The sequence below is a fragment of the Paracoccus saliphilus genome, from assembly GCF_028553805.1.
GTDB classification, from domain to species: Bacteria; Pseudomonadota; Alphaproteobacteria; order Rhodobacterales; family Rhodobacteraceae; genus Paracoccus; species Paracoccus saliphilus.
Genome location: NZ_CP067140.1, coordinates 2867986 through 2890210 on the forward strand (window position 1 = coordinate 2867986; position 22225 = coordinate 2890210).

Here is a 22225-nt window from a genome sequence, read left to right on the forward strand (position 1 = left end):
GCGGGTTTTACGGCGCCCACAGCCAAAACCCGGGGTGGACCTACCTCATGACAGCCGGAAAAGATATGCCAAATGCACAGCAGGCGATTCATCGCTACGATGAACCGCCTGTAGGAATGCCCGGCTGCAGGCAGTCTTCAACCGGTGATCGAGGCCAGAGTTTCCAATGTCTGCTCCACCCCGGCACGGGTCGTGACCACACCCGGCGACATCCGCAATGTCTGGCTTCGCGAATCCGCATGGATGCCGGCGTCGCGCAAACCCGAGACGACATCCGCGCCGGGGAGTTTGTCCGGCAAGGTGACCATCAGGCTGCCCCCCCGCTGATCGGGGTCGCGTGGGCTGGCCAGCCGGAGATTCAGATCGTCGAAGCCGTCCAGCAATATCGCCGACAGTTCCCTGTTGTGCGACAGGATGGCCGCGTGGTCCTGACGGTTGTACCATTCGAGCGCCGGCAGGCTCGCCACGGCGGGCACCGATGCCGGTGTGCCGTGATCGAAACGCCGGATACCGGTTGCGAACTCGAACGCATCCAGCCCCCAGGAAAACGGATTGTCCTGCGAGAACCATCCGCGCAGATCCGGATGACATTCCGGGATCAGCCGTGGCGAGACATAGATCACCCCGGCTCCGGGCGTACCGCACATCCATTTGAGACTGGTCGAGAGGGTGAAATCCACCTCGGGCGCGTGGACATCATAGGGCAGCAGGCCAGCAGCCTGGGTGATATCCGTGCCAATGACGCTGCCCATCTCGCGGCCATGCGCGACCAGCCGCTCGAGATCGCAGCGATGCGAACTGGTCGAACTGACCCAGGTCAGCAGCGCCAGCCCCACTTCAGGCGTCCATGCGTCGATGAAATCCTCGTCCTCGACCCAGGTGGCACCCTGCCGCAAGGGAACCGTCCGCAGCGTGAAACCAAGGCGCGGGGCCAGTCCGGTCAGCAGGAAATGCAGCGAGGGAAAGCAATCCTCGGCAACAAGCACCTGCTTGCCCTTCAGATACTTGTCCGGCAAGGCACCGATGATCGATGCAAGGCCGCTGGTGACATTCTCGGTCGTGGTCATCGTGTCCTCGGGGGCGTTGACTATCCCGCGCCACAGATCGATGAAGCGCTGCCGCTGCCCCAGAACAAACCCCCACTGGCCGTCATCGCAGGCGGCCCAGCTGTCGCAGAACGCATCCATCCCGCGCTTCAGGTCGGTGGCCTTGCCGGAATATTGCCCGATCGAGTGATAAAGCAGGTAGGCTTCACCGGGTTCGGCGGTATCACGCATCTTATGTCTCCATATTTGGTTCAGAAGCCGAATTGCCGCGGCAGCCACAGGCTGAGCCCGGGCAGAAGCGCAAGCAGGATCAGCGCTGCGATATTGATCAGAAGGAAGGGCAAATTGGCCCTGAGCAACGCGCCCAGCCCGCAGCCCGCGATCCGTTCGGCCGCGAACAGGCAGACACCGAGCGGCGGGGTCAGCAAGCCGATATTGAGATTGAGGATCGCCACGACACCGAAATGCACCGGGTCGATCCCGGCCTGTGTGGCAGCGGCGGACAAGAGCGGACCGAACAGGATAATGACCGTCGTCGGATCGATCACCATGCCCAGCACCAGCAATACGAGGTTGAAGATCAGCAGCGTGCGGAAATGGCCCAGCTCCCATCCCGACACCGCGTCGCCCAGCATCCGCGGCACGTTCTCCATCCCCATGACCCATGAGAAGGCGGCGCCGCAGCCGACGATGATCAGAAGCTGGCCGGAGAATACGGCGGAACGCGCGAAGATCCGGCCGAGCATGGGCAGCCGAACCGAACGGTACAGGACCAGCGCCACCAGCAGGGCATATCCGCAGGCCACGGCCCCGGCCTCGGTCGGGGTCATCAACCCGCCCATGATCCCGGCAAGGATGATGACCGGGATCATCAGCGGCACCAGCGCGTTGCCCGCCGAATTCAGCAGGATGCGCGGGCTGCGCGGCATCTCTACTCGTGGAAAGTCATGCCGACGCGCCTGCACGCCGACCAGCAACATCTGCGCCAGCCCCACGACAAGGCCGGGCAGCAGCGTCGCCAGCATCAGCGCCCCGATAGAGATACCGGTCATCGAGCCATAGATCACCGCCACCAGCGATGGCGGCACCATCGGCCCGATGATCGAGGAAGAGGCAGTGACCGCAGCCGCATAGGCCGCTGAATAGCCCTGTTTGACCATGGCGGGAATGAAGACCCGCCCGAGCGCGGCAATATCCCCGAGAGCGACCCCGGTGATCCCCGAGAACAGGATCGACGCGCCGATATTCACTTGCGCCAGCCCCCCGCGCATCCAACCGAACAGGACATTGGCGAAATGCACGAGGCGATCGGTGATCTTGCCCTCGTTCACCAGCTCCCCGGCGAGGATGAATAACGGGATCGCCATCAGGACGAAGGAATCCATCCCCTGATAGATCCGTTCGGCCATCATCGGCAGGAACATCAGCTTGCCGGTGAACAGGACCCAGGCCAGCACGCCCGCCAGCAAGGACCATGCGACCGGAAGACCGATCACCACGAGCAGCAGGAATGCCGCGATCAGGACCGTAAGGCTGTCGCTCATGCCGCCTCCCTCTCCAGCAACCGCCGGGACAGGGCAAACAGTGCGGCCAGCAGGAAGGCGATGGGCATGATCACATATGGATAGGCTAGGCGGATCTGCAGGCCCTCGCTGCGTTGAACAAAGGCGAAACTCACCATGTCGATGCCCTGCCAGATCAGGATGATGAACAGCGCCACCGACAACAGGTCGAACATTGCCTCCAGCCATTTTGCTGCGCGCGGCGCTTTGGCACGCAGGGTCGCGGGTATGAAGTCGATGCCGATATGACTGCCTTCCCGGACTGCGACCGCCATGGCCAACAGGGTCATCCAGATCATCGCGTAGCGGGCAAGCTCTTCGGTAAAGGCCGGGACACCCGCGCCGCTATAGCGCAGCCCGACCTGCGCCAGCACCAATGCCAGCATCGCGGCAAGGCACAGGGCCGCCGCGCCTCGGGTGACGCGCTCGACCGCAGAGACAAAGGCCGCCAAGGCAAGCATTTTACCGCGCGGCCTCGACAGCGGCGAGCGCCTCGTCGACCAGTTCGGGATGGTCGATGGAACCCCGCAGCCATTCATTTGCCACCGGCTGCATGACCGCCTTGAACGCGGCACGCTGATCGGGGGTCAGGTCCACCACCTCGACCCCCTGCTCGCGCGTGAAATCCAGCGCCTCGGCCTCGACCGAACGCGAGGTTTCGCGGTTGAAGGCGATGGCCTTTTCGGCGGCGGCATCGATCACCTGCTGCTGCTCTGCGGTCAGCCCGGCATAGAAGGCATCGGATATGCCCAACGGCCCGAACGCATAGCTGTGCCCGGTCAGGGTCAGGTGATCCTGCACCTCGTAAAGCTTGACTAGGTTGAAGACGGAAACCGAATTGTCCTGCCCATCCACGACTCCGGTTCGCAAGGATGTATAAAGTTCACCAAAGGAGACCCGCGAGGCAGAGGCGCCCATCGCCTCGACAGGCGTCGTGGCCAGGGGACCCAGAACCCGCAGTTTCAAGCCATCCAGATCCTCGGGGGTGGAAAGTGGCTTGTTCGCGCTGAAATGCTTGAAACCGCCGGATTCCCACCAGCCCAGCACCCGCACGCCCGTCACTTCGCGAATGTCATCGGCCATCTTGTCACCGAATGGTCCATCCAGAACCTTCCAGGCCACCTCTTCGTTCGGGAAGAGATAGGGCATGTTGAGAACCTGGATATCGCTGAAAATACTTGCATAGTTGCCATCGGCGGCATCCGTCATCTGGATCACGCCGCGCCGCATCTGGGCAAGCCGGTCATTCGGAGCGCCAAGCGCGCCGCCATAGACCAGATCCACGCTCATCTCGGAATTGGCTTCGACCTCGTCCTTGAACAGGCCATACATGCCGTTCACGAAATCGAAGCCCGGCATCTCTTCGGGAAGCAAGAGGCCGACGGTGATGTTCTGCGCCGGAACGCTTCCGGCCATTCCGACGGAAAGCGCCAGGGCGATCGGGAAAATTCGGCAGAGTTTCATGTGATCATGCTCCTGTTGGATGAGCGTCAGCGCTGGTAGCCGCGCCGGTAATGCTGTTCGAGCCAGCCAGTGAAGCGCACCAATGGCCAGAGTATGGCGATATAGATCACTGCCGCCGCCAGCAGCGGCGTAGGGTTGGCGAACAGGGCCTGCGCGTCCGTCGCCTGTTTCAACAGATCGTTCATCGCGACCACCGAGGCCAGCGAGGTATCCTTGATGATGGCGACGGAATAAGAGGCCAGCGGCGGGATCATGATGCGCACGGCTTGCGGCAGGACGACATGGCGCATGGTCACGAAGAAAGACAGCCCCAACGCCTCGGACGCCTCGAACTGACCCTTCGGCACCGCCTCGATCCCGGCCCGCACGACCTCGGCCGTATAGGCCGCCAGCACCAGCGACAGGGCGATGGTCGCGGCCATGAAGGAGGACATGGTGATACCGACGAAAGGCAGGGCGTAATAGACGAGGATCAGCACCACCAGCACCGGGATGGCGCGCAGGATGTCGATATAGACCAGCGCCAGAAGGCGCAGCGGCCTTGGTGCATAGAGGCGCACGAGGCAGATCGCCACGCCCAGCATGCCGCCAAAGACGATCGCGGCAAGCCCCAGTAGCACGGTATTCAGTAGCCCGCGCAGCAGGATGGGAAAGGCCTTCCGCATCACCTCTGCATTGAAGAAGATATCTATGATTTCCATGTCAGCCCCTTCCCTGGCCGGTGGGCAGATCGGTGATCAGCATGTGCCCCGGCGCATGGGTGATCGCAGTCAGCCCGGCGCTTTCGATGGCGCGCTCCAGCGTCACGCCGCAGGCCCAGAAGACCGGCACCTCGCCTGCCCGGATATCGGTCAGCCCCAACCCGTCTATCGGTCGCGACAGGTTCACGCCGATCCGGGCGGGATCGCCGGCATGGACGGGGGCACCATGCGCCTCGGGATGGCGGCGGGTCAGTTCCGTGGCCAGATCGACCTGATCCGCGGGAACCGCCCGCATCGAGACGACCATATTCCCGCCGAAACAGCCCGCTGGATGATTGGGAATGCTGCTGTCAAAGGCCGAACAGCTGACGCCCGGCGCGTGACACCGCAAGGCGACGCCGCCCGCGACGAGATCGGCCTCGAAGCTCAGCGAACAGCCGATGGCGAAGGGCACGAAATCGTCGCGCCAAGCATCGGTCACATCCGTAAGCAGACCCGCCGGATATCCGGCATCGAACAGGCGATAGCGCGGCAGATCGCTGCGAATGTCGATATCGGCACCCAGTTCCGGCAGGCCGGGATCGCCCGCCCGCCCCCTTGCAAGCAACGGGCAGGCCAGGGGATTGGCGCGCAGGAAAGCCTCGAACTCGTCAGCGACCGCGGCGGGGACGATCGCGATGTTGGCCTGCTGATAACCAGGGGCAAGGGCGCTGGTCTGGCCCTGCGCCCGGCCCTGCCGAAAGGCTGCGCGCCATTCGGTGGGGCTCAATTCTCTGCGTTGTTCCATGCCGTTTCGATCTGCGCCTTGAAAAGCAGCACTTCGGTTTCGTGGGTGACGCAGGTGCGCCGCCAGCGTTCGCCATCCATCCAGCCGGCGCGCCATGTCGTCATCGCAGCAATGCATTGATCCGCGCCCATGCCCCAATCCGCCCCGGAGGTCACCCGGATCGAGACTCGCGGCACGCGATGCTCGCGGCTGCCGACGTGATAGTCGATCAGCCCAAGTTCCTGATGCAGGACGATCTCGACAATGGAAGGCGAGCCATCGAACAGCGACACGCCTTGCCACAGCCCCTCGCCCAACGGCTCGAAATTCATGCTGCCAAGCGCCCACCGCCCGACGGCCCGCGCATCGGCTAGCTGGGACAGCGCGAAACTGGCCGGGGTGTCGATACGCGCCGAGGCGAGATGGGCCTGGGTCATGCAGCTTTCCCCTTATTCGGCAGAGGTCGGTACGGGCTGCGGGGTGACGGTCAGACTGCCCTCGGCCGGGGCGACGCCGAACCATTTCTCGTACAATCCGGCCATGGTGCCATCCTCCTTCATTTCGGAAATGATGGCATTCACCTGCTCGAGCTTGTCCGATGCCTTTGGCATCATCATGGCGAATTTTTCGCCGGTATTGATCTCGGCGGCGACGTCCAGCCCCTCCATCTTGGTGAAGGCATAGCGCAGCCCGACAACATCGTTCACCGCCGCCTCGATACGGCCATTCCGCAGATCGGTCAGCATGTTCGACGTCGTGTCATAGCTTGAATAGCTGCCCAGTTGCAGTTCTTCCTCCCGTTCCTTGAGCCAGTTCTCGGGGAAAGAGGTGGCGATGGAACCCACCCGGCGACCCTTGAGATCATCCATCGAAGCGATGTCCGAGCCGGATTTCACACCGATCCCCAAGGCGCCCTCGACATAGGGTTGGGTGAAGGCCTGCGACTCCAGCCGTTCTTCCGTGATGGTCAGGGAAGAAATGACCATGTCCACACGTTGCGAGGCGGTGGCGACGAACAGCGCCCGGAAATCCAGCCCCTGGAATTCGGCCTCCATGCCCATGCGATCGGCAATCTCGGTCACGATATCGACTTCGAAACCTTCGAACTCACCGGCCTCGTTCTTGTATTCCCAAGGCGGATTTGCCGGGTAGGACCCGACCTTCAGCACGTCCTGGGCCAGCGCGGTCCCGGTCATGGCGGCAAATGCGACAGCCGCTGTCACTCCGAGACAGGATCTTCTGGAAAGGGGCATTTCTTGTCCTCCGAACTGTTGGGCTGATCGGCGATTCTTGATGGCGCCTTGAATCAGTGCCTTGAACTTGGCATGAACCGTATACGAATTAAAGAAGTATTTTAGACTTAAAGGAAATCCTTCGCCGTAAACGCTGGACTTGCTGTGAAAACTATTCGAAAATTCGTATACGCATTTGGAGAAATCAGTGACGAAGCCAAGCAAACAGCATCTGCGCGACCTGATCTATGACGAGTATCTGGGCAGGATTCAGCACGGCCAGATCGGACCGGAGGATCGGCTGGTCGACACCACCATCGCCGCCGAGCAGAACATGTCCCGGATGCCCGTGCGCGATGCCTTGATGCGGCTGGCGCATGAAGGATATCTGACCGCCACGACGCGGGGCTTCATGCTCCCCGATCTCAGCCGCCGGCAAGTGCTGGAGATATTCGAGATTCGCCGCCTGCTGGAACCCCGCGCCGCCGCATTGGCCACCAACGCACTTGGCGAAGACGGGCTGGCACTGATGGCTGATGCCGTCGACAAGGCCGAGAGCACGGTCGCTTCGCATGATATCAGGTTGCTCTACGAAGCTTCCGAGATCATCCGAAATCAATGGCTTTCCGCCGTACCGAACGAAGAATTGAGGACAATGATCCTCCGCTACCTGGCGCAGGTGCAGACGGTTCGCATGGCAACCATGCGCGACTCCAAGGCGCATCGCGTGATCGTCGCCGGTCAGCGCGACCTGCTGGCAGCCTTCACGCGCCGCGACCCGGTACGGGCCAGCGACATCATGCTGCGCTTTGTCCTGGCGGCCGAGGACAGTTACCTGGAACTGACCGAATAAGCTGCGCAGAAGAACCGGGCGCCACTGAAATGCAACTTGATGCTTCAGAATGTCAGGCGATGGGCACGGCCATAGCGATGAAGACGCCGGTTCAGATTATCCGCCTCGGGCGCACCGGCCTCCAACGCGAAGACGAAGGCATGGGTCAGGTAGAAACAGGCGGCTTCGATGTCATTCGCCGCTTCGCGCTCGCCTCCCGCCAGAGCATAGAGGCGAACCAGCGCGGGCTTGTCACCCTCGGCATGCGCCCTGAGCAGCTCTTGATCGAGCGCGGCAAGATCCATCATGCCCCCCGCAAAGAGATCGCGATATTCTTGGTGCGGACATAGTTGTAAAGTGCCTCGAGCCCCTTTTCGCGCCCAAAGCCCGACTTGCCGACACCGCCGAAGGGAGTGGCGATCCCGCCCGCGAACCATTCATTCACGAAGACCTGCCCCGCCCTCAGCTTGCGCGCCAAGCGATGTGCGCGCGCCAGATCACGGGTGAACACCCCGGCGACCAGCCCGAACTCGGTGCCATTGGCCATCGCGATTGCTTCGGCCTCGGTATCGAAGGGCGTCATGCAGGCGACGGGGCCGAAGATTTCCTCCTGCGCGGCACGGCTGGCCGCGTCCACATCGGCGAGGATCGTCGGTGCCATGAAATGGCCGAGCCGCTCTAGCCGCGCGCCGCCGATGACCACGCGCGCCCCATCCTGACGGGCGGTCGAGGCGATCTCCTCGACCGCCCGCAACTGTGCCGCAGAAATGACCGGCGTATGATCGGGGTTGCCCAGACCGTGCCCGACGGACAGTCCGCCGGCCATCTCCGCCGCGTATTCGACCGCCCGTTCATAGATCGAACGTTGCACCAACACCCGCGACATGGCCGAACAGACCTGCCCGGCATTGAAGAAGATACCGCTCCGAAGGCTGGCGATCAGGGTGTCGAGATCGGCGTCCTCGAAGACCACGGCCGCGGATTTTCCACCCAGCTCCATCAGGCTCGGCGTGACCGGACCGGCCGCATCCCGCAGGATCGACTGCCCCGTGGGGACCGAGCCGGTGAACACGATCTGATCGATCTGCGGGGATTGCACCAATTTCGCGCCTATCTCCCGTCCGATCCCGTTCAGGATCGACACCGCGCCAGCAGGAAGCTCGGCCCGCTCGAAAGCCAGCCCCAGCATGGCCAGCCCGATCGGGTCCAGTTCGGGCGATTTCACGATCACCGAGTTTCCCGCCGCCAGGGCCGGAGCGAGTGAGCGGGCAGCGATCGAAACCGGGAAATTCCACGGCACGATCTGGGCCGATACGCCATAGGGCTCGTAAACCGTGTAATCGGCATAATCCGGGCCAAGCGGGATCGACTTGCCCTCGATCTTGTCGGCGACCCCGCCGTAATACTCGAAATACTGCGCAGCCTCCTCGAACTCGTCCTGCGCGGCAGCCAGGGTCTTGCCGCTTTCACGGCACAGGATGTCCCCACCTTCCGCTGCAATGCCCCGGATTTCCCCCGCGATCCGCATCATCAGCCGGGCACGGGCGGCGGGTTTCATATCGGCCAGATCGCCCCGCTCGAACGTGGCACGGGCGGCATCGAGCGCGCGGGCAAGGCTTTGCTCGCTGGCCTGTGCGCAATCGGCGACATGTTCCTCGCAGCCGGGATCGGTGACTGCGATCACCGCGCCGCCATCACCTTCGACCCATTCTCCGGCGATGAAGTTCCGCGCCAGCCCGTCGGCGATGAATGGATTCATGCCGCGCGGCCCCTTTCGACCTGCAATGCCACCCAGTGATGGAAATTATGCGTCGGGCCATCCATCACCGGAGAGAAACGTCCGCCGTCGAACAATTCTCCGTGCCGGCCCTTCTGCATGCCCTCGACGACGAAGACATCCTCTTCGAACACGGTCTTCCAAAGCTGCGCGTTCGAGCCGCGCAGGCTGTCCAGCTCATGCGTCGTCTCGGTGGGTTTGGAATAGTAAAGCTCGATATGCTCGATGGTGTGTTCGCAATCCACCGGCTCCAGCACGATGGCGAAGGCATGGTCGCGCTGCACCCCCAGCAGGACATTGGGATAGACGGCGATATATTCGGCGCCCTTGTCCCATTTCTCGCCGAGACCCGCGAAATCGGGCAAGGTCGTGTTATTCTCGTCCCGCAACTGGCGATAGACGAGGGTGCCCTGCCCCGAATATTTGCCCGGCTCCTGGATGTTGTAGTGATCTTCGAGCCGTGAATAGCTGTTCAGCCCGGGATGGACCCATGGCAGGTGATAGCTTTCGCAGTAATTCTCGACCGCTAGCTTCCAGTTCGACTTGACCTCGAGACGAAGCGACGACCATTCGCCGCCGTGATGGATCGGCTGGTCGAATTCCTTCCAACGCTCCATCAGATCGCCATGAACCTCTTCGAAATCCGGCGCGCTGCCATCCACGTTCACGAAGATCACATCGCGCCAGACATAGGAGCGGATACGGATCAGCCCCAGCTTGGACATGTCGATATCTGCATGAGTGTTGTGGCCGGGGCCACCGACATGGGGGGTCGTGCGCAGGGCTCCGTTCAGACCGTAACACCAGCTGTGATAGGGGCAGCGGATCGCGCCACGGATCTTTTGCGCGGTCTCGATAAGGATCATGCCGCGATGACGGCAGGTATTCTGGAACACGCCGATGGACCCGTCGCGGTCGCGCACCATCAAAAGCGGCATGCCCAGGAAATCCACCGGCTTCGCGTCTCCGGTTTCCGGGATATCCTTGCCAAAGCCGATGCCCGACCAACTGGCGAACAGAACCGAGCGCTTTTCCTCGGCGAAGATGGCCGGATCGATGTAATGCTGGTTCGGCAAACCATTAGCCGTATTGATCGGCGTCATGACGGCACTGAGCGCACTTTGCATATTCATCCCTGATCTTCCTGACCGAGTTCCTCGGGGCGGAAAATGATCCAGGGAGGCGGGTCTTCTCAATAGCAGAAAACCTCAATCTGACATTAGTTCAGCTCATCTGTCTGTGCGCCAAGCTCCTGTATGATCCAGCTTTTCAACCGCAGGGCGGCCTCGGACAATTCCTCGTCCGGGCGCCCGACAAGATAGAAGCGGTTCGGGGCAGAGATCGCATGGGGAATGATCGGGACCAGTTGTCCCGTCGCAAGCAGTGGCCGGATCAGGCGCTGCCAGCCCAATGCGAGGCCGGCCCCCTCCTGCGCGACCTGCAACGCAACGGCGTAGTTGTTCACCCGGACACCGGAAGAGACAGGGGCGTCATGGCCCATCCGCAGGAACCAGTCATGCCAAGTCGTCCAATTCTTATTGCTCGATTCCAGATGGATAAGGCGTTCGCGCGCCAGATCGGCAAGCGCGCATCCGTTCAACCTTGCCGCCATACCCGGACTGCCGACCGGGATCAGATGGTCGCGAAACAGTTCGGTTTGCATCAGCCGTGTATCCGAACTGCGCCCATAGCGTATATACAGGTCGATCTCGGGCGCATTCAGCGATTGTTCATCCTGAATGCTCTGATTGACATCCACATCGGGATAATTGCGCCAGAACCTTACCACCGAAGGCGAGAGCCAGAGCGAGGCAACCGCGGATGTCGAGCCGATGGTGACCCTGTTCCCGCTGCCCCGCTCCTGAAGGCTTTTCAAGCATTGCGAGATCTTGGCAAAGCTGGAAGCGAGGCTGTCGAACAGGCTCTCCCCCTCCTCGGTCAGCTCGACCCCGCGATGCTTGCGCCGGAACAATTGCACGCCGAGCTCCCCCTCCAGCGCCTTGATCTGATGGCTGACAGCCCCCGGCGTCACCGAAAGCTCCTGCGCGGCATTCTTGAAGCTGAGGTGACGCGCCGATGTCTCGAAGGCGGCCAGCGTCGTCAGCGGAGGAAGGTGATAGTAGCGACGAGACATATCGGCAACCCATGCTCGGTTTAGGTTGTTTCAACTTAGTATGAATTTTTTCCGCATTGAAGGCGAGGATGAATCCGACCAGATGCGATCATGATGGCAGGGACAGAGAACCGCTTGGCCGGGCCAGCCCATGGGCGGGAAAAATGGCCGCTTTGGAAAGCAGGGAGGAGAGGTGAATGGACATTCGACGCGCCCGCCTGGTTCAGAAAACACGACTGACCCCGGATATCGCGGATTTTCGGTTCGAACTAGCCGAGGGCCGGTTCACCGGACTGGAGCCCGGAGCGCATGTCGATATCCATCTGGCGGAAGACCTCATCCGGCAATATTCTCTCTGGAACTGGGATCATGCCGGAAAATGGCTGAATATCGCGGTGAAACACGAAGCGGATGGCCGTGGCGGCTCGAAAGCGATGCATGCCCTGCGCGAAGGCGACGAGTTGCATATCGGCGGGCCTCGCAACCATTTCACGCTGCAGGATACGGTGCAGCACGTCACCCTGATCGCCGGCGGCATCGGCGCAACCCCGATCTATGCGATGGCACATCACCTGCTGAACAAGCAGACGGACTTCCGGGTCTACTACCTGGTGCGTTCCCGCGAATATGCGGCGATGGACGCGCAGTTCCGCAGTCTTGGGCTGAATGAACGGTATCATCTGCATTGCGATGACGAGAATGGCGTCTTCGATTTCTCGGCCGTGATGCAATCCATGCAAGCGGGCGGCGATGTCTATACCTGCGGTCCCGAGCCGATGCTGCAAGCGGTTCTGAAAGCCGGAACCGGCCTCAGGGGAGGTTCCATCCATTTCGAGCGTTTCGCCGCCAGTTCGGAAATGGACCATGCGCCCAACGGGGTTTTCGAGATCGAGATGGAATCGAACGGCGCAGTCTATACCGTGACCAAGGAGCAAACGATCCTCGAAGTCCTCCGAGATCACGGCATTCATGTCGATTACGGCTGTTCCGAGGGGCTGTGCGGATCCTGCATGGTCGATGTCGCGAGCGGTGAAGTCGATCACCGCGATTCCGTGTTGTCTCCGGAAGAGCAGGCAACGAACGAGTTCATGTGCGTCTGCGTCTCGCGGGCGCTCTCCAAACGGCTCGTGCTTCGCCTTTGACCGGGATTACCGATCCGCGTCAAAGCGCCCTTCCCGACGAAAAATGAACCGACCAACAAACTTGGCCGGATCGTTTTTCCTACGTCATCCCCAAGGCTTCCTTGTACACTTCCAGGATGGCTTCCTGCTCTGCCACCTCGTCCTTGTCCTTCTTCCTGAGGCTCACGATGGATTTCAGGGCTTTCTGATCGTAGCCCCGCGCCTTGCTTTCCGCATATGTTTCCTTGATGCGGTCGGCGATATCCTTCTTTTCCGCCTCCAGGCTCTCGATCTGCTCTATGAACTGACGGAGTTCGTCTGCTGTGACACGGTAAGAGGCGTCGCTGCTCTGTTGATCCATGAATTTTTCATCCCTTTTCGTTCCGGATGCCCTCTGTAAGTTCGATCCGCGCGACAGGCAACGCCAAGACTATCCTTCAAGCAATGCCCGGGCGGCTGCCGTAGCGGCATCGGTGATCTTGTCACCTGACAGCATGCGCGCGATTTCCTCCACGCGCGGCTCTGGCGCCAGTTCCGCCACGACCGAGGTCGTCATGCCGTCCGAGACCGATTTGGAGACATGGAAATGCTGATCGCCCAATGCCGCAACCTGCGGGGAATGCGTCACCACCAGGTTCTGCGCGTCCTGCGCCAGCTTTTTCAGCCGCCGCCCGACCGCGTCCGCGGTCGCTCCGCCCACACCCCGGTCGATTTCGTCGAAAATCATCACCAAGGCGCTGTTTCCGCGCGCAAGGCAAACCTTCAGCGCCAACAGGAAACGCGACAATTCCCCGCCCGAGGCGATCTTGTCCAACGGGCCCGCCGCCGCGCCGGGATTGGTGGCAACGGTGAATGCCACGCTGTCCTGCCCGTCCGGGCCCGGCTCGCAGCGGTCAAGCCCGGTCTCGAAAATGGCGCGCTCCATCTTCAACGGTGCCAGTTCTGCCATCACCGCCTTGTCCAGCCGCTTGGCCGCCTCGACCCGGGCCGCGCTCAGGTCATCCGCCGCCTGTCGATAGGCATCATCGGCGGTCTCTGCCTCATCACGCAGCACGGCCAGCGAATCCTCGCCCGCGTCGATCTTGTCCAGACGCTCACGCAATGTATCGCCAAGCCCGGCCAGATCATCGGCCAGCACGTCATGCTTGCGCGCCAGGGCACGCAGCGCAAACAAACGCTCTTCCGCGGCGTCCAAATCCAAGGGGTTGAAATCCAGCGCAGACAACGCGGTCTCGACACCGCTATGAGCCTCGCCCAACTCGATTAGCGCCCGCGACAGGGCCGAGATCGGATCGTCGAGACGGCCATCCGCACTCTCCGCCGCCCCTTCGAGCCAGCGATTCGCATCCAGTATCGCCCCTTCCGCGCCCTCGGGGCCCAGCATCCGCAGCGCACGCTCGACATCTTCGCGGATCCGCGCGGCGGCCTGCATGTTGCGGCGGCGCGTGTCCAGTTCGGCCTCTTCGCCGGGCTGCGGGGCAAGATCGTCCAGTTCCTTGACGGCGTGGCGCAGGAATTCCTCTTCCTCGCGGGCAGCCGCCAGTTCCGCCTCGGCCTCCGCCAGGGCCGAGCGGGCCTTGCGACGGGCAGTCCATGCCTGCCGCGTCGGAGACAGGTCGAGACGCCCGAATGCATCCAGAAGCGCGCGATGCCCGCGCGGGTTCAGCAAACCGCGATCGTCGTGCTGCCCATGCAACTCGACCAGTTGCTCTGAAAGCTGTCGCAACACTTCGCCCGACACGCGCCGGTCATTTATCCAGCCAGTCTTGCGCCCATCTCCGCCATTCACGCGGCGCAGGATGAGTTCGCCATCTTCGGCCTCGATACCGGCTTCCGCCAGAATCGCGCGCGCGGGGTGAACTGCGGGCAAATCGAATACCGCTGTCACCTCGCCCTGAGCCGCGCCCTGCCGGACCAGGTCGGCGCGACCGCGCCAGCCCAACACGAACCCAAGGCAATCCAGCAGAATCGACTTGCCCGCCCCAGTCTCGCCCGTCAACACGTTCAGCCCCGGCGCAAAGCAAAGCTCCAGCCGGTCGATCAGGAGCATGTTGCGGATTTCCAGCGATTGCAGCATCGTGCCCCGGCTGGCCGCGCCCTACCCCAAGCGGGAGGACGTCACAGCCATTTCCCCTGAACCATCTGGCGATACACATTGGTCAGCCAGCTTTCGCCGCGCACCTCGGCTGACAACCCACGGCCACGAAGCTGACGATAGGCGTCTTCATAGAAGGGCGACGACTGGAAGTTGTAACCCAGGATCGCCCCTGCGGTCTGCGCCTCGTCATTCAGGCCAAGCGCCAGATAGGCCTCGACCAACCGCATCAGCGCCTCGGGGGTCTGAGTCGTTGTCTGGAACTCTTCGACCACGACACGGAAGCGATTGACCGACGCAGCGTAATGGCCACGCTTGAGGTAGTAGCGCCCGATTTCCATCTCTTTCGCGGCCAGATGGTCGAAGGCGAGATCGAATTTCAGGATCGCGCTGCGGGCATATTCGGTGTCGGGATATTCCTCGATCACCTCGCGCAGGGCCACAAGCGCCTGGAAGGTCAGGCCCTGGTCCCGGCCGACCTCGTCGATCTGGTCGTAATAGGACAGCGCCAGAAGATATTTCGCATAGGCCGCATCGGCATCGCCCGGATAGGTCTCGATGAAACGCTGAGCGGCCCCCCGCGCCTCTTCGTATTCACCGGCCCGGTGATGCCCGTAGGCCTGCATGATCAGCGCCCGTTTGGCCCATTCCGAATAGGGATAAAGCCGCTCGACCTCGCTGAAATAAAAGACAGCGTCTTCGGGCTTGCGGCTGTTTTCCAGCTCGTATTCGCCACGCTTGTATATCTGTTCGGCGGTGAACCGTTCCAGATTCCGTTTGTCGTCATCATCCGAGCCGCGGAGGGCGGAACATCCCGAAAGGGTCATGCCTGCCAATACAGCAGCCATCAAGGAAGCCGAGATTTTCGAGCGCACCATCTTCACCTGCCCAACGATTCTGCTGTGCCGCCACCCTTTTGGCCGGGTAGCCGGCATCTCCTAGCACAGAACATCAGGGGGCGCAAAATGGCAATCCGTTGAATTCTGCTTACGAATTGATTAGGGGGCAAAAGGCTGCCTGAGCGATATGACAAAACCCGCCCGCAACAAGGAACAGGCCGCGCATCACAGCGCGACCAGCTCATCCTTGGCCGAATAGACATAGGCGGAAACGCCGGCCCCCGGCAGGCGATCCGCCAGATCGGGCGAGCAGGTTTCCCACGCCCATGCGGTCGGATCGGCGAACAGGGCACGCAGCAGCCGGTTGGTCATCGCGTGACCGGCACGATGTCCCGTATAGCGCGCCAGAAGCGGCGCCCCGGCCAGTGCCAGGTCGCCCATCGCGTCCAGCATCTTGTGACGCACCGCCTCGTCCGTATGGCGCAGCCCGCCCGGAGACAGAACCTGCGCGCCATCGACGACAACCGCGTTCAGATAGGTCCCGCCAAGCGCCAGACCGTTCTGGCGCATCATGTCCACATCCGCCTGACGGCAGAAGGTGCGGCTATCGGCCAATTCGCGCAGGAAAGCGCCATTGGCCATGTCCAGACGCTTTTCCTGGTGGCCGATCGCCTCGTCGGTGAAATCGATATCGAACTCGATCTCCAGATGATCGGCGGGGGTCAGCCGGGCATAAGCCTCGCCCTCACGCAGTTCCACGGGGCGCAGCACACGGATGGCGCGCAGCGGAACAGGCTGAATGGCAATGCCCGCGCGCAGGATGCCCTTGACGAAAGGCGCGGCGGAACCGTCGAGAATCGGCACTTCGGGGCCATCGACCTCGATCAGCGCGTTATGGATACCGGTGCCCGTCAGGGCCGCCATGATATGCTCGACCGTGGACAGCGTCTGCCCCTGGCCGTTATCCAGCAATGTGCAAAGCTTTGACGGGGTCACGTGATCCCAACGGGCCGGGATATCGACAACCGGCGTCAGGTCCGTCCGGCGGAACAGGATACCGTGTCCGGCCGGTGCGGGATGGATCTCCAGCCGGGCGGCTGCACCGGAGTGCAAACCAACACCTTCAAAGATCGCATTCGTTTTAAGCGTCGCCTGCATGGTCTGCCTGCCTTACATTCTGTTCACCAGAACATGGTTCTTGTGTCACCGTCCCAGCTAAGACGAGGCGGGCAAGCGTTCAATTAACGAATTGTAACCGGGTGTAACATTCGCCGCCGATTCTTCTCCGGCCCAGCGAGGCAGAAAGATAATAGCCTGTATATAAAAAGGAAAAGGCCGCTTCTTGCGGCCCTTTCGATCAAGTAATGCGACAGTTTTGTGATGAGCCTAGTTCGCCTGACGGCGCAGGAAGGCCGGAATTTCGACATTGTCATCGCCCTGTTCCGGGCTGGCCAGATCGTCGAAATCGACCTCTTCCTGGCGCGCACGAACGGCAACCCGCTCATTCACGCGCTCGGCGATCGAGGCTGCGGCGGGTTTGGATTGGCCGCCACCACCCTGCTCGTTATGCCCGGCCATACGCTCCAGCATCCGTCCCAATCCGCTCATCCGGCTCTGGTTACGGCTCGCCTCGGTTTCGGGCTGGGCTTGCGGCTGGCGGGCGGCCTGACGCTCGCCCTGATGCTCGACGGCCTTGCGCAGACGGTCCAGGACTTCCGGCTTCGGCTGTCCACGATCGCCGCCCGCAGGTTTGGGCGCGACAAATCCGCTGGCATCGTCGTCGATCTGAACCGCGGCGGCAGCGCGAGGCTGTGCGCGGGACTGCCATGCCGGGGGCGGCAGGTCATCCTGCTGCTGCGCGGCGGGCGCCTGCTCTTGCGTGCGGGGTTCGGCGATAGCGGCAGGGGCACGGCGCGGCGGGACCGGAATATCGTCCTCTTGCGGCGCGGCTTCTTCCTGGCCGCGCGCGACCGGCGGGTTCTGGGTCAGGGGCTCGGCCATGCTGCGGCGCGGGGCGGGCACTTCTTCATGGGCCGCCGATGCATCGATGCCGGTCGCCACGACGGAGACGCGGAGCGAACCTTCCATCTCGGGATCGAGGGTCGAGCCGACGATGATATTGGCATCCGAATCGACCTTGTCGCGGATCACATTCGCGGCTTCGTCCAACTCGAACAGTGTCATGTCGTAGCCACCGGTGATGTTGATCAGCACGCCTCTGGCGCCATTCAGGCTGATCTCGTCCAGCAGCGGGTTGGCGATGGCACGCTCGGCCGCCTCTTGCGCCCGGTTGTCGCCGGCCGCTTCGCCGGTGCCCATCATCGCCTTGCCCATCTCGTCCATGACGGCGCGGACATCGGCGAAGTCGAGATTGATCAGGCCCGGCCGGACCATCAGGTCGGTCACGCCCTTGACGCCCTGGTACAGAACGTCGTCGGCCATGGCGAAGGCTTCGGTGAAGGTAGTCTTCTCATTCGCCAGCCGGAACAGGTTCTGGTTGGGAATGATGATCAGCGTATCGACGACCTTCTGCAGCGATTCGACGCCCTCTTCGGCCTGGCGCATCCGCTTCGTGCCTTCGAACTGGAAGGGCTTGGTCACGACGCCGACCGTCAGGATTCCCATCTCGCGCGCGGCCTGGGCGATGATCGGCGCGGCGCCGGTGCCGGTGCCGCCACCCATCCCGGCGGTGATGAAGCACATATGCGCGCCCATCAGGTGATCGACGATATCCTCGATGGTTTCCTCGGCAGCCTTGGCGCCGATCGAGGGCTTGGCCCCCGCACCCAGACCTTCGGTCACTTTCGGGCCCATCTGCACGCGGCTGGTCGAGCGCGACTGCGCCAGCGCCTGCGCATCGGTATTGGCAACCACGAACTCGACCCCGTCGAGTTGTTTCTCGATCATGTTGTTGACCGCGTTGCCACCTGCACCGCCAACACCGAACACGGTGATCCGGGGCTTGAGCTCTTGTTCGTCGTTCATCATCAGATTGAGGTTCATGGTTTCCGCCTGTTTGTCGCTGGTCGTGGCGGGCGTGATTCACCCGTCCGAATCCCCCTTATTGATCCCAATCGTAACGAACCTGCCCCTGTCCGTCACCCGAAAAACACGATCCGACCGCAAAATATGGCGGTCTTTTCCGTAACTATCGGCGGTATCTTGCCAAATTGCCCGAATATAGTGGTTGGCCCCCGGCCATCCACCAGTCAGGGGGCAATCGGCTACCAGTTATTGCGGAACCAGCGATAGGCCCGCTTGAGGCTGCGCGCCGGATAGGCCTCCGCCGGCATCTCGAAATCCCACCATTCGTCCTGCGGATGCGCCGCGAAAAGCGCGAGCCCGACGGCGCTGGAAAAACTCGGATCGGTCAGCTGATGCGCCAGCCCATCGATGCGCAGGGGCCGCCCACAGCGGATATTCGGCCCCAGGATACGCGTTGCCAAGCCATCGAGCCCCGGGATCTGGCTGCCCCCGCCGGTCAGCACGATCTGCTGGCTGGGCATATGTTCGAATCCCGCCGCATCAAGCACTTGACGCACATTCTCCAGAATTTCCTCGACTCTCGGGCGCATCACCCCGATCACGTCGGCACGGCTGACGGTGCGGCGATCGGACTCCCAATCGCCGGTATCCCCGCCCACCTCGATCATCTCGCGGTCGTCGCGACCGGTCGCCTCGACACCGCCATTCAGGGTCTTGAGCCGTTCCGCCACCGGCAGGGAAACCCGCAGACCCTGCGCCAGATCCTGCGTGATCAGATTCCCACCAATTCGAACATTGTCCGAGAAGATCATGTGTTTCCTTATGAAAATGGAAACACTAGTGCCGCCGCCGCCGAAATCGATGCAGGCTCCGCCCAGTTCCTGCTCATCCTCGACAAGGCTTGCCCGCGCCGAGGCATAAGAGGCCGATGCGATTCCCGCCAGTTCCAGGTCACAGCGGCGGATGCATTGCACCAGGTTGCCGATCAGATCGCCGTCGATGGTCAGCACATGCATGTCGCAAGCCAGCCGGTTGCCCGCATGATCGCGCGGATCGCCCAACCCGCTACGGTTATCCACGGCGAAATTCACCGGCTGCGCATGCAGCACTTCACGCCCGCGCCCGAAATCGGGTGCGTCGCAGGCGGCCAGCACCGAGGCCACGTCATGTTCGGTCACCTTGCCCGATTCCAGGACGACCTCGCCATTCAACCCGTAAGAGGCGGGACGCCCGCCGGACATGCAGGCGATGACGTGATCGACCCTTACCCCGGCCAGCTTCTGCGCGGCGGCAACGACGGTGCGGATCGCGCGCTCGGTCTCGGCCATGGTATCGATCTCGCCCCGGCGCACGCCACGCGACCGGGTCGAGGCCGCGCCGATCACCCGGAAATTCGCCTGACCGGCCATCGGCCCGACGCCATCGGTTTCGCGGAAGGTGCCGGTGCCGTCGAATTTCAGCACCATGCAGGCGATCTTGGATGTGCCGATATCCAGGATCCCGATCACCCCGCGCTGCAGGGCCGCCCGGCGCATGTTCCGCATTGCCCGCTGCGTCTGATACAGTTCCGCCATTCTTCAGCCCCCTTTCTTCTTCTCGATCACCTTGCCGTCCGGCCCCAGGGGCAGCATGTCCCGTGCCAAGCGGATGGTATTTCGCGCATCCAACCCCAAGCGGACGACCGGCCGCGACGGATCGCGCAGATCGACCACCGAGACATCTCGCCCCAGCATGTCCTGTGCCCGGTTCATCGCGATGGCGGCCTCGAGCGCCGTCACCGCCCCCTCGGCGGGCAGCATGATCTGCTGCCCCTTGTCCAGCACCACGTCCCAACGCCGTTCGCCCTTGCGGACCAGCCCGCGCAGCCGCGGCAGGATCGGCCCCGCGGCATCGATCAGCGCCAGCGCCTCTTCGGCCGCCATGTCGGCGCCTTCGCCCGCGATCAGCGGCAGGTTCGGACGCACTTCCCGCGAGGTGACGCTGGCAACCCGGTGCCCGCCGGCATCCAGCATGTCGATCCCGCGCGCATGGCGCCACAGCAGGACCGGCTCGCGCTCGGTCACCGCCGCCGACAGGATTCCGCCCGGCTTGATCCGCAGGTCGATCGACTCGACCGCATCCAGTTGCAGCACCTGGAAACGCAGCGCGGCAAGGTCGATATCGAAGCTCGATGCCGGGAGATCGACCGGCAACATCCCCCGGAGTGCCTTGTCCACGGCAGGCGACGCGCCCTCGATGGTCATCATCTTGACCTGGAATGCCTCGCGGCTCTGCACCTTCTCGACCAGCCCGGCTATGCCATCGGTCAGCGCCGCCCGCCGGTCCTCGTCGGCCAGCCATATGCCCGCGGTCATCGCGACCAGGAAAGCCGGCAGCCCGACCCGCACAACGCGCCGGTAAAGCGGCGTCAGCCACATCCGCTCCAGCCGGTATTTCAGCCGCGACGGCGCCGGATCGCGCTTGATACGTGGCGGCGGCGCGGATGGCTGCCTCGACGGACGATGATCGATCACGGACGACACAGTGCGTCCTCCACCATCCAGCGCATCAGCGCGGGGAAATCGACGCCCCTCGCTGCCGCCTGTTCAGGGGCCAGCGATGTCGGCGTCATGCCGGGTTGGGTATTGACCTCGAGCAGGACCAGCCCGTCCAGTCCGCGCGTATCGTCCCACCGGAAATCCGAGCGGGTCAGCCCGCGGCACCCAAGCGCCTGATGCGCGCGGACGGCATAATCCAGGCAGGCCGTGGTGATCTCTTCGGGGATCGCCGCCGGGATCACGTGGCGCGAACCGCCCTCCTTGTATTTCGCATCGTAATCGTACCAGCCATCGGTGATGATCTCGGTCACGCCAAGCGCCCGCTCTCCCATCACGGTGGTGGTTAGTTCGCGCCCCGGCGCATAGGTCTCGACCATCACCCGCGCGGGCATGGCATCCGAAAGCCGGGGCGGCCCATTCGCCGCCTCATGCACGATATAGACGCCGACCGAAGAGCCCTCGTCATTCGGCTTGACCACGTAGGGAGGCTTCAGGACATGGCGGCCGCGAACCTCTGCGGCATCGGCGATCACGCTTTCGACCACCGGCAGCCCGACATCGCGGAAGGCCTGCTTGGCAACCGTCTTGTCCATCGCCATGGCCGAGGCAAGCACACCGGAATGCGTATAGGGCAAACCCATCCATTCGAGGATACCCTGCACGCAGCCATCCTCGCCCCAACGGCCATGTAGCGCATTGAAGACGACATCCGGGCGCGCCTGAGCCAGTCGCGCGATGATATCATCGCCGCGATCCGCACCCAGTTCGATCTCGATCACATCATAGCCCGCCTCGCGCAGCGCCGCCGCGCATTCACGCCCCGATGACAGGGAAACCTCGCGCTCGGCCGAGGAACCACCCATCAGAACGGCTACGATGTGGGCTGTCCTGCTCGACCTGCCCGTCACGTTTCTGCCTCTCGAAACCCGGTTGGCCCGGGTCTTGTTTCATGTCATGCGGCCGGGTTCGTCCCGATCCTGCACCTTGTCAAATCAGAATAGCCGCAAATCGCGAATCACAAAAGAGGCTTTTTGAGCGATCGGCGAAAACTGCTGATTCGAACGGGCGGAAGCCACGGGTTCAAATGGTTTCGGCGCCCGCGCCTTCATGGCCGACCGAGCGCCGATAACGGTGACTGCAATTTGCGGTGAGATC

The 22225-nt window shown here is 62.6% G+C and carries 22 protein-coding genes; 2 read left to right on the top strand and 20 right to left on the bottom strand.

The window, feature by feature from the left end:
• Positions 1–137 precede the first annotated feature (137 nt).
• Genes JHX88_RS13830 through JHX88_RS13865 form a run of 8 tightly spaced genes read right to left on the bottom strand, consistent with a single transcriptional unit; the run spans position 138 to position 6762 of the window.
• On the bottom strand, positions 138–1277 hold the full coding sequence (locus tag JHX88_RS13830; RefSeq protein WP_076523559.1) for an aminotransferase class V-fold PLP-dependent enzyme: 1140 nt from the start codon (positions 1275–1277) through the stop codon (positions 138–140).
• Positions 1278–1297: 20 nt separating this feature from the next.
• Positions 1298–2590, bottom strand: a complete 1293-nt coding sequence (locus JHX88_RS13835) for a TRAP transporter large permease (protein ID WP_076523561.1) — start codon at positions 2588–2590, stop codon at positions 1298–1300.
• A complete protein-coding gene (locus tag JHX88_RS13840; protein WP_076523563.1) occupies positions 2587–3069 on the bottom strand; it encodes a TRAP transporter small permease in 483 nt (160 codons plus the stop codon). Before JHX88_RS13840 ends, JHX88_RS13835 begins: the two co-directional genes overlap by 4 nt.
• A gap of 1 nt (position 3070) precedes the next feature.
• The gene (locus JHX88_RS13845) at positions 3071–4072 is read right to left on the bottom strand and encodes a TRAP transporter substrate-binding protein (protein WP_076523566.1); all 1002 of its coding nucleotides are present in this window, start codon (positions 4070–4072) and stop codon (positions 3071–3073) included.
• 26 nt (positions 4073–4098) lie between these two features.
• On the bottom strand, positions 4099–4773 hold the full coding sequence (locus JHX88_RS13850; RefSeq protein WP_076523568.1) for an amino acid ABC transporter permease: 675 nt from the start codon (positions 4771–4773) through the stop codon (positions 4099–4101).
• 1 nt (position 4774) lies between these two features.
• Positions 4775–5560 carry a D-glutamate cyclase family protein gene (locus JHX88_RS13855; RefSeq protein ID WP_076523570.1) on the bottom strand — a complete coding sequence of 262 codons (786 nt, stop codon included), beginning with the start codon at positions 5558–5560 and terminating at the stop codon, positions 4775–4777.
• A complete protein-coding gene (locus JHX88_RS13860) occupies positions 5539–5976 on the bottom strand; it encodes a hypothetical protein (protein ID WP_076523572.1) in 438 nt (145 codons plus the stop codon). Before JHX88_RS13860 ends, JHX88_RS13855 begins: the two co-directional genes overlap by 22 nt.
• A 12-nt stretch (positions 5977–5988) precedes the next feature.
• Positions 5989–6762 carry an ABC transporter substrate-binding protein gene (locus JHX88_RS13865; RefSeq protein WP_176011397.1) on the bottom strand — a complete coding sequence of 258 codons (774 nt, stop codon included), beginning with the start codon at positions 6760–6762 and terminating at the stop codon, positions 5989–5991.
• A 217-nt stretch (positions 6763–6979) separates the two neighbouring features.
• On the opposite strand from JHX88_RS13865, the gene JHX88_RS13870 reads away from it, so the two are divergent.
• A complete protein-coding gene (locus JHX88_RS13870; protein ID WP_076523576.1) occupies positions 6980–7624 on the top strand; it encodes a GntR family transcriptional regulator in 645 nt (214 codons plus the stop codon).
• Positions 7625–7668: 44 nt separating this feature from the next.
• Here JHX88_RS13870 and JHX88_RS13875 read toward each other — a convergent pair whose 3' ends face one another.
• From JHX88_RS13875 to JHX88_RS13890, 4 genes are all read right to left on the bottom strand, one after another.
• Entirely contained in the window at positions 7669–7908 is a 240-nt protein-coding gene (locus JHX88_RS13875; RefSeq protein WP_076523821.1) for a hypothetical protein, read from the bottom strand.
• Entirely contained in the window at positions 7908–9362 is a 1455-nt protein-coding gene (locus JHX88_RS13880; RefSeq protein ID WP_076523578.1) for an aldehyde dehydrogenase family protein, read from the bottom strand. Before JHX88_RS13880 ends, JHX88_RS13875 begins: the two co-directional genes overlap by 1 nt.
• Positions 9359–10513: an aromatic ring-hydroxylating oxygenase subunit alpha gene (locus tag JHX88_RS13885; protein ID WP_076523580.1), complete on the bottom strand. Its 1155-nt coding sequence runs from the start codon at positions 10511–10513 to the stop codon at positions 9359–9361. The genes JHX88_RS13880 and JHX88_RS13885 overlap by 4 nt, the downstream gene beginning before the upstream one ends.
• 86 nt (positions 10514–10599) lie before the next feature.
• Positions 10600–11514 carry a LysR substrate-binding domain-containing protein gene (locus tag JHX88_RS13890; protein ID WP_076523582.1) on the bottom strand — a complete coding sequence of 305 codons (915 nt, stop codon included), beginning with the start codon at positions 11512–11514 and terminating at the stop codon, positions 10600–10602.
• 176 nt (positions 11515–11690) lie between these two features.
• Here JHX88_RS13890 and JHX88_RS13895 point away from each other — a divergent pair, with 176 nt between their 5' ends.
• Entirely contained in the window at positions 11691–12635 is a 945-nt protein-coding gene (locus tag JHX88_RS13895; protein ID WP_076523584.1) for a PDR/VanB family oxidoreductase, read from the top strand.
• Between the two features lie 79 nt (positions 12636–12714).
• On the opposite strand, the gene JHX88_RS13900 is transcribed toward JHX88_RS13895, so the two are convergent.
• The 8 genes from JHX88_RS13900 to JHX88_RS13935 all read right to left on the bottom strand — a co-directional run bounded on the left by JHX88_RS13900 (position 12715) and on the right by JHX88_RS13935 (position 21933).
• Positions 12715–12975, bottom strand: coding sequence for a DUF2312 domain-containing protein (locus JHX88_RS13900; protein ID WP_076523585.1), 261 nt, complete (start codon positions 12973–12975; stop codon positions 12715–12717).
• Between the two features lie 69 nt (positions 12976–13044).
• Positions 13045–14691, bottom strand: coding sequence for a DNA repair protein RecN (gene recN / locus JHX88_RS13905; RefSeq protein ID WP_076523587.1), 1647 nt, complete (start codon positions 14689–14691; stop codon positions 13045–13047).
• A 41-nt stretch (positions 14692–14732) separates the two neighbouring features.
• Entirely contained in the window at positions 14733–15536 is an 804-nt protein-coding gene (locus JHX88_RS13910) for an outer membrane protein assembly factor BamD (RefSeq protein WP_272848275.1), read from the bottom strand.
• Positions 15537–15773: 237 nt separating this feature from the next.
• Positions 15774–16706, bottom strand: a complete 933-nt coding sequence (lpxC, locus tag JHX88_RS13915) for a UDP-3-O-acyl-N-acetylglucosamine deacetylase (RefSeq protein ID WP_076523590.1) — start codon at positions 16704–16706, stop codon at positions 15774–15776.
• A 228-nt stretch (positions 16707–16934) separates the two neighbouring features.
• Positions 16935–18551, bottom strand: coding sequence for a cell division protein FtsZ (gene ftsZ, locus JHX88_RS13920; protein WP_076523592.1), 1617 nt, complete (start codon positions 18549–18551; stop codon positions 16935–16937).
• A gap of 221 nt (positions 18552–18772) precedes the next feature.
• Positions 18773–20107: a cell division protein FtsA gene (gene ftsA, locus JHX88_RS13925; protein ID WP_076523594.1), complete on the bottom strand. Its 1335-nt coding sequence runs from the start codon at positions 20105–20107 to the stop codon at positions 18773–18775.
• Positions 20108–20110: 3 nt separating this feature from the next.
• A complete protein-coding gene (locus JHX88_RS13930; RefSeq protein WP_272848033.1) occupies positions 20111–21055 on the bottom strand; it encodes a cell division protein FtsQ/DivIB in 945 nt (314 codons plus the stop codon).
• On the bottom strand, positions 21043–21933 hold the full coding sequence (locus JHX88_RS13935) for a D-alanine--D-alanine ligase (RefSeq protein ID WP_141225766.1): 891 nt from the start codon (positions 21931–21933) through the stop codon (positions 21043–21045). The genes JHX88_RS13930 and JHX88_RS13935 overlap by 13 nt, the downstream gene beginning before the upstream one ends.
• Positions 21934–22225 lie beyond the last annotated feature (292 nt).

Excerpts from the sequence above, each read along its gene's own strand:
- JHX88_RS13875 (WP_076523821.1), bottom strand. The coding sequence starts at position 7,908 with ATGGATCTTGCCGCGCTCGATCAAGAGCTGCTCAGGGCGCATGCCGAG.
- lpxC (WP_076523590.1), bottom strand. The coding sequence starts at position 16,706 with ATGCAGGCGACGCTTAAAACGAATGCGATCTTTGAAGGTGTTGGTTTG.
- JHX88_RS13860 (WP_076523572.1), bottom strand. The coding sequence starts at position 5,976 with ATGACCCAGGCCCATCTCGCCTCGGCGCGTATCGACACCCCGGCCAGT.
- JHX88_RS13900 (WP_076523585.1), bottom strand. The coding sequence starts at position 12,975 with ATGGATCAACAGAGCAGCGACGCCTCTTACCGTGTCACAGCAGACGAA.
- JHX88_RS13850 (WP_076523568.1), bottom strand. The coding sequence starts at position 4,773 with ATGGAAATCATAGATATCTTCTTCAATGCAGAGGTGATGCGGAAGGCC.
- JHX88_RS13935 (WP_141225766.1), bottom strand. The coding sequence starts at position 21,933 with ATGGGTGGTTCCTCGGCCGAGCGCGAGGTTTCCCTGTCATCGGGGCGT.
- JHX88_RS13885 (WP_076523580.1), bottom strand. The coding sequence starts at position 10,513 with ATGAATATGCAAAGTGCGCTCAGTGCCGTCATGACGCCGATCAATACG.
- JHX88_RS13880 (WP_076523578.1), bottom strand. The coding sequence starts at position 9,362 with ATGAATCCATTCATCGCCGACGGGCTGGCGCGGAACTTCATCGCCGGA.
- ftsA (WP_076523594.1), bottom strand. The coding sequence starts at position 20,107 with ATGGCGGAACTGTATCAGACGCAGCGGGCAATGCGGAACATGCGCCGG.
- JHX88_RS13830 (WP_076523559.1), bottom strand. The coding sequence starts at position 1,277 with ATGCGTGATACCGCCGAACCCGGTGAAGCCTACCTGCTTTATCACTCG.
- ftsZ (WP_076523592.1), bottom strand. The coding sequence starts at position 18,551 with ATGAACCTCAATCTGATGATGAACGACGAACAAGAGCTCAAGCCCCGG.
- JHX88_RS13910 (WP_272848275.1), bottom strand. The coding sequence starts at position 15,536 with ATGACCCTTTCGGGATGTTCCGCCCTCCGCGGCTCGGATGATGACGAC.
- JHX88_RS13840 (WP_076523563.1), bottom strand. The coding sequence starts at position 3,069 with ATGCTTGCCTTGGCGGCCTTTGTCTCTGCGGTCGAGCGCGTCACCCGA.
- JHX88_RS13895 (WP_076523584.1), top strand. The coding sequence starts at position 11,691 with ATGGACATTCGACGCGCCCGCCTGGTTCAGAAAACACGACTGACCCCG.
- JHX88_RS13845 (WP_076523566.1), bottom strand. The coding sequence starts at position 4,072 with ATGAAACTCTGCCGAATTTTCCCGATCGCCCTGGCGCTTTCCGTCGGA.
- JHX88_RS13855 (WP_076523570.1), bottom strand. The coding sequence starts at position 5,560 with ATGGAACAACGCAGAGAATTGAGCCCCACCGAATGGCGCGCAGCCTTT.
- JHX88_RS13835 (WP_076523561.1), bottom strand. The coding sequence starts at position 2,590 with ATGAGCGACAGCCTTACGGTCCTGATCGCGGCATTCCTGCTGCTCGTG.
- JHX88_RS13890 (WP_076523582.1), bottom strand. The coding sequence starts at position 11,514 with ATGTCTCGTCGCTACTATCACCTTCCTCCGCTGACGACGCTGGCCGCC.
- recN (WP_076523587.1), bottom strand. The coding sequence starts at position 14,691 with ATGCTGCAATCGCTGGAAATCCGCAACATGCTCCTGATCGACCGGCTG.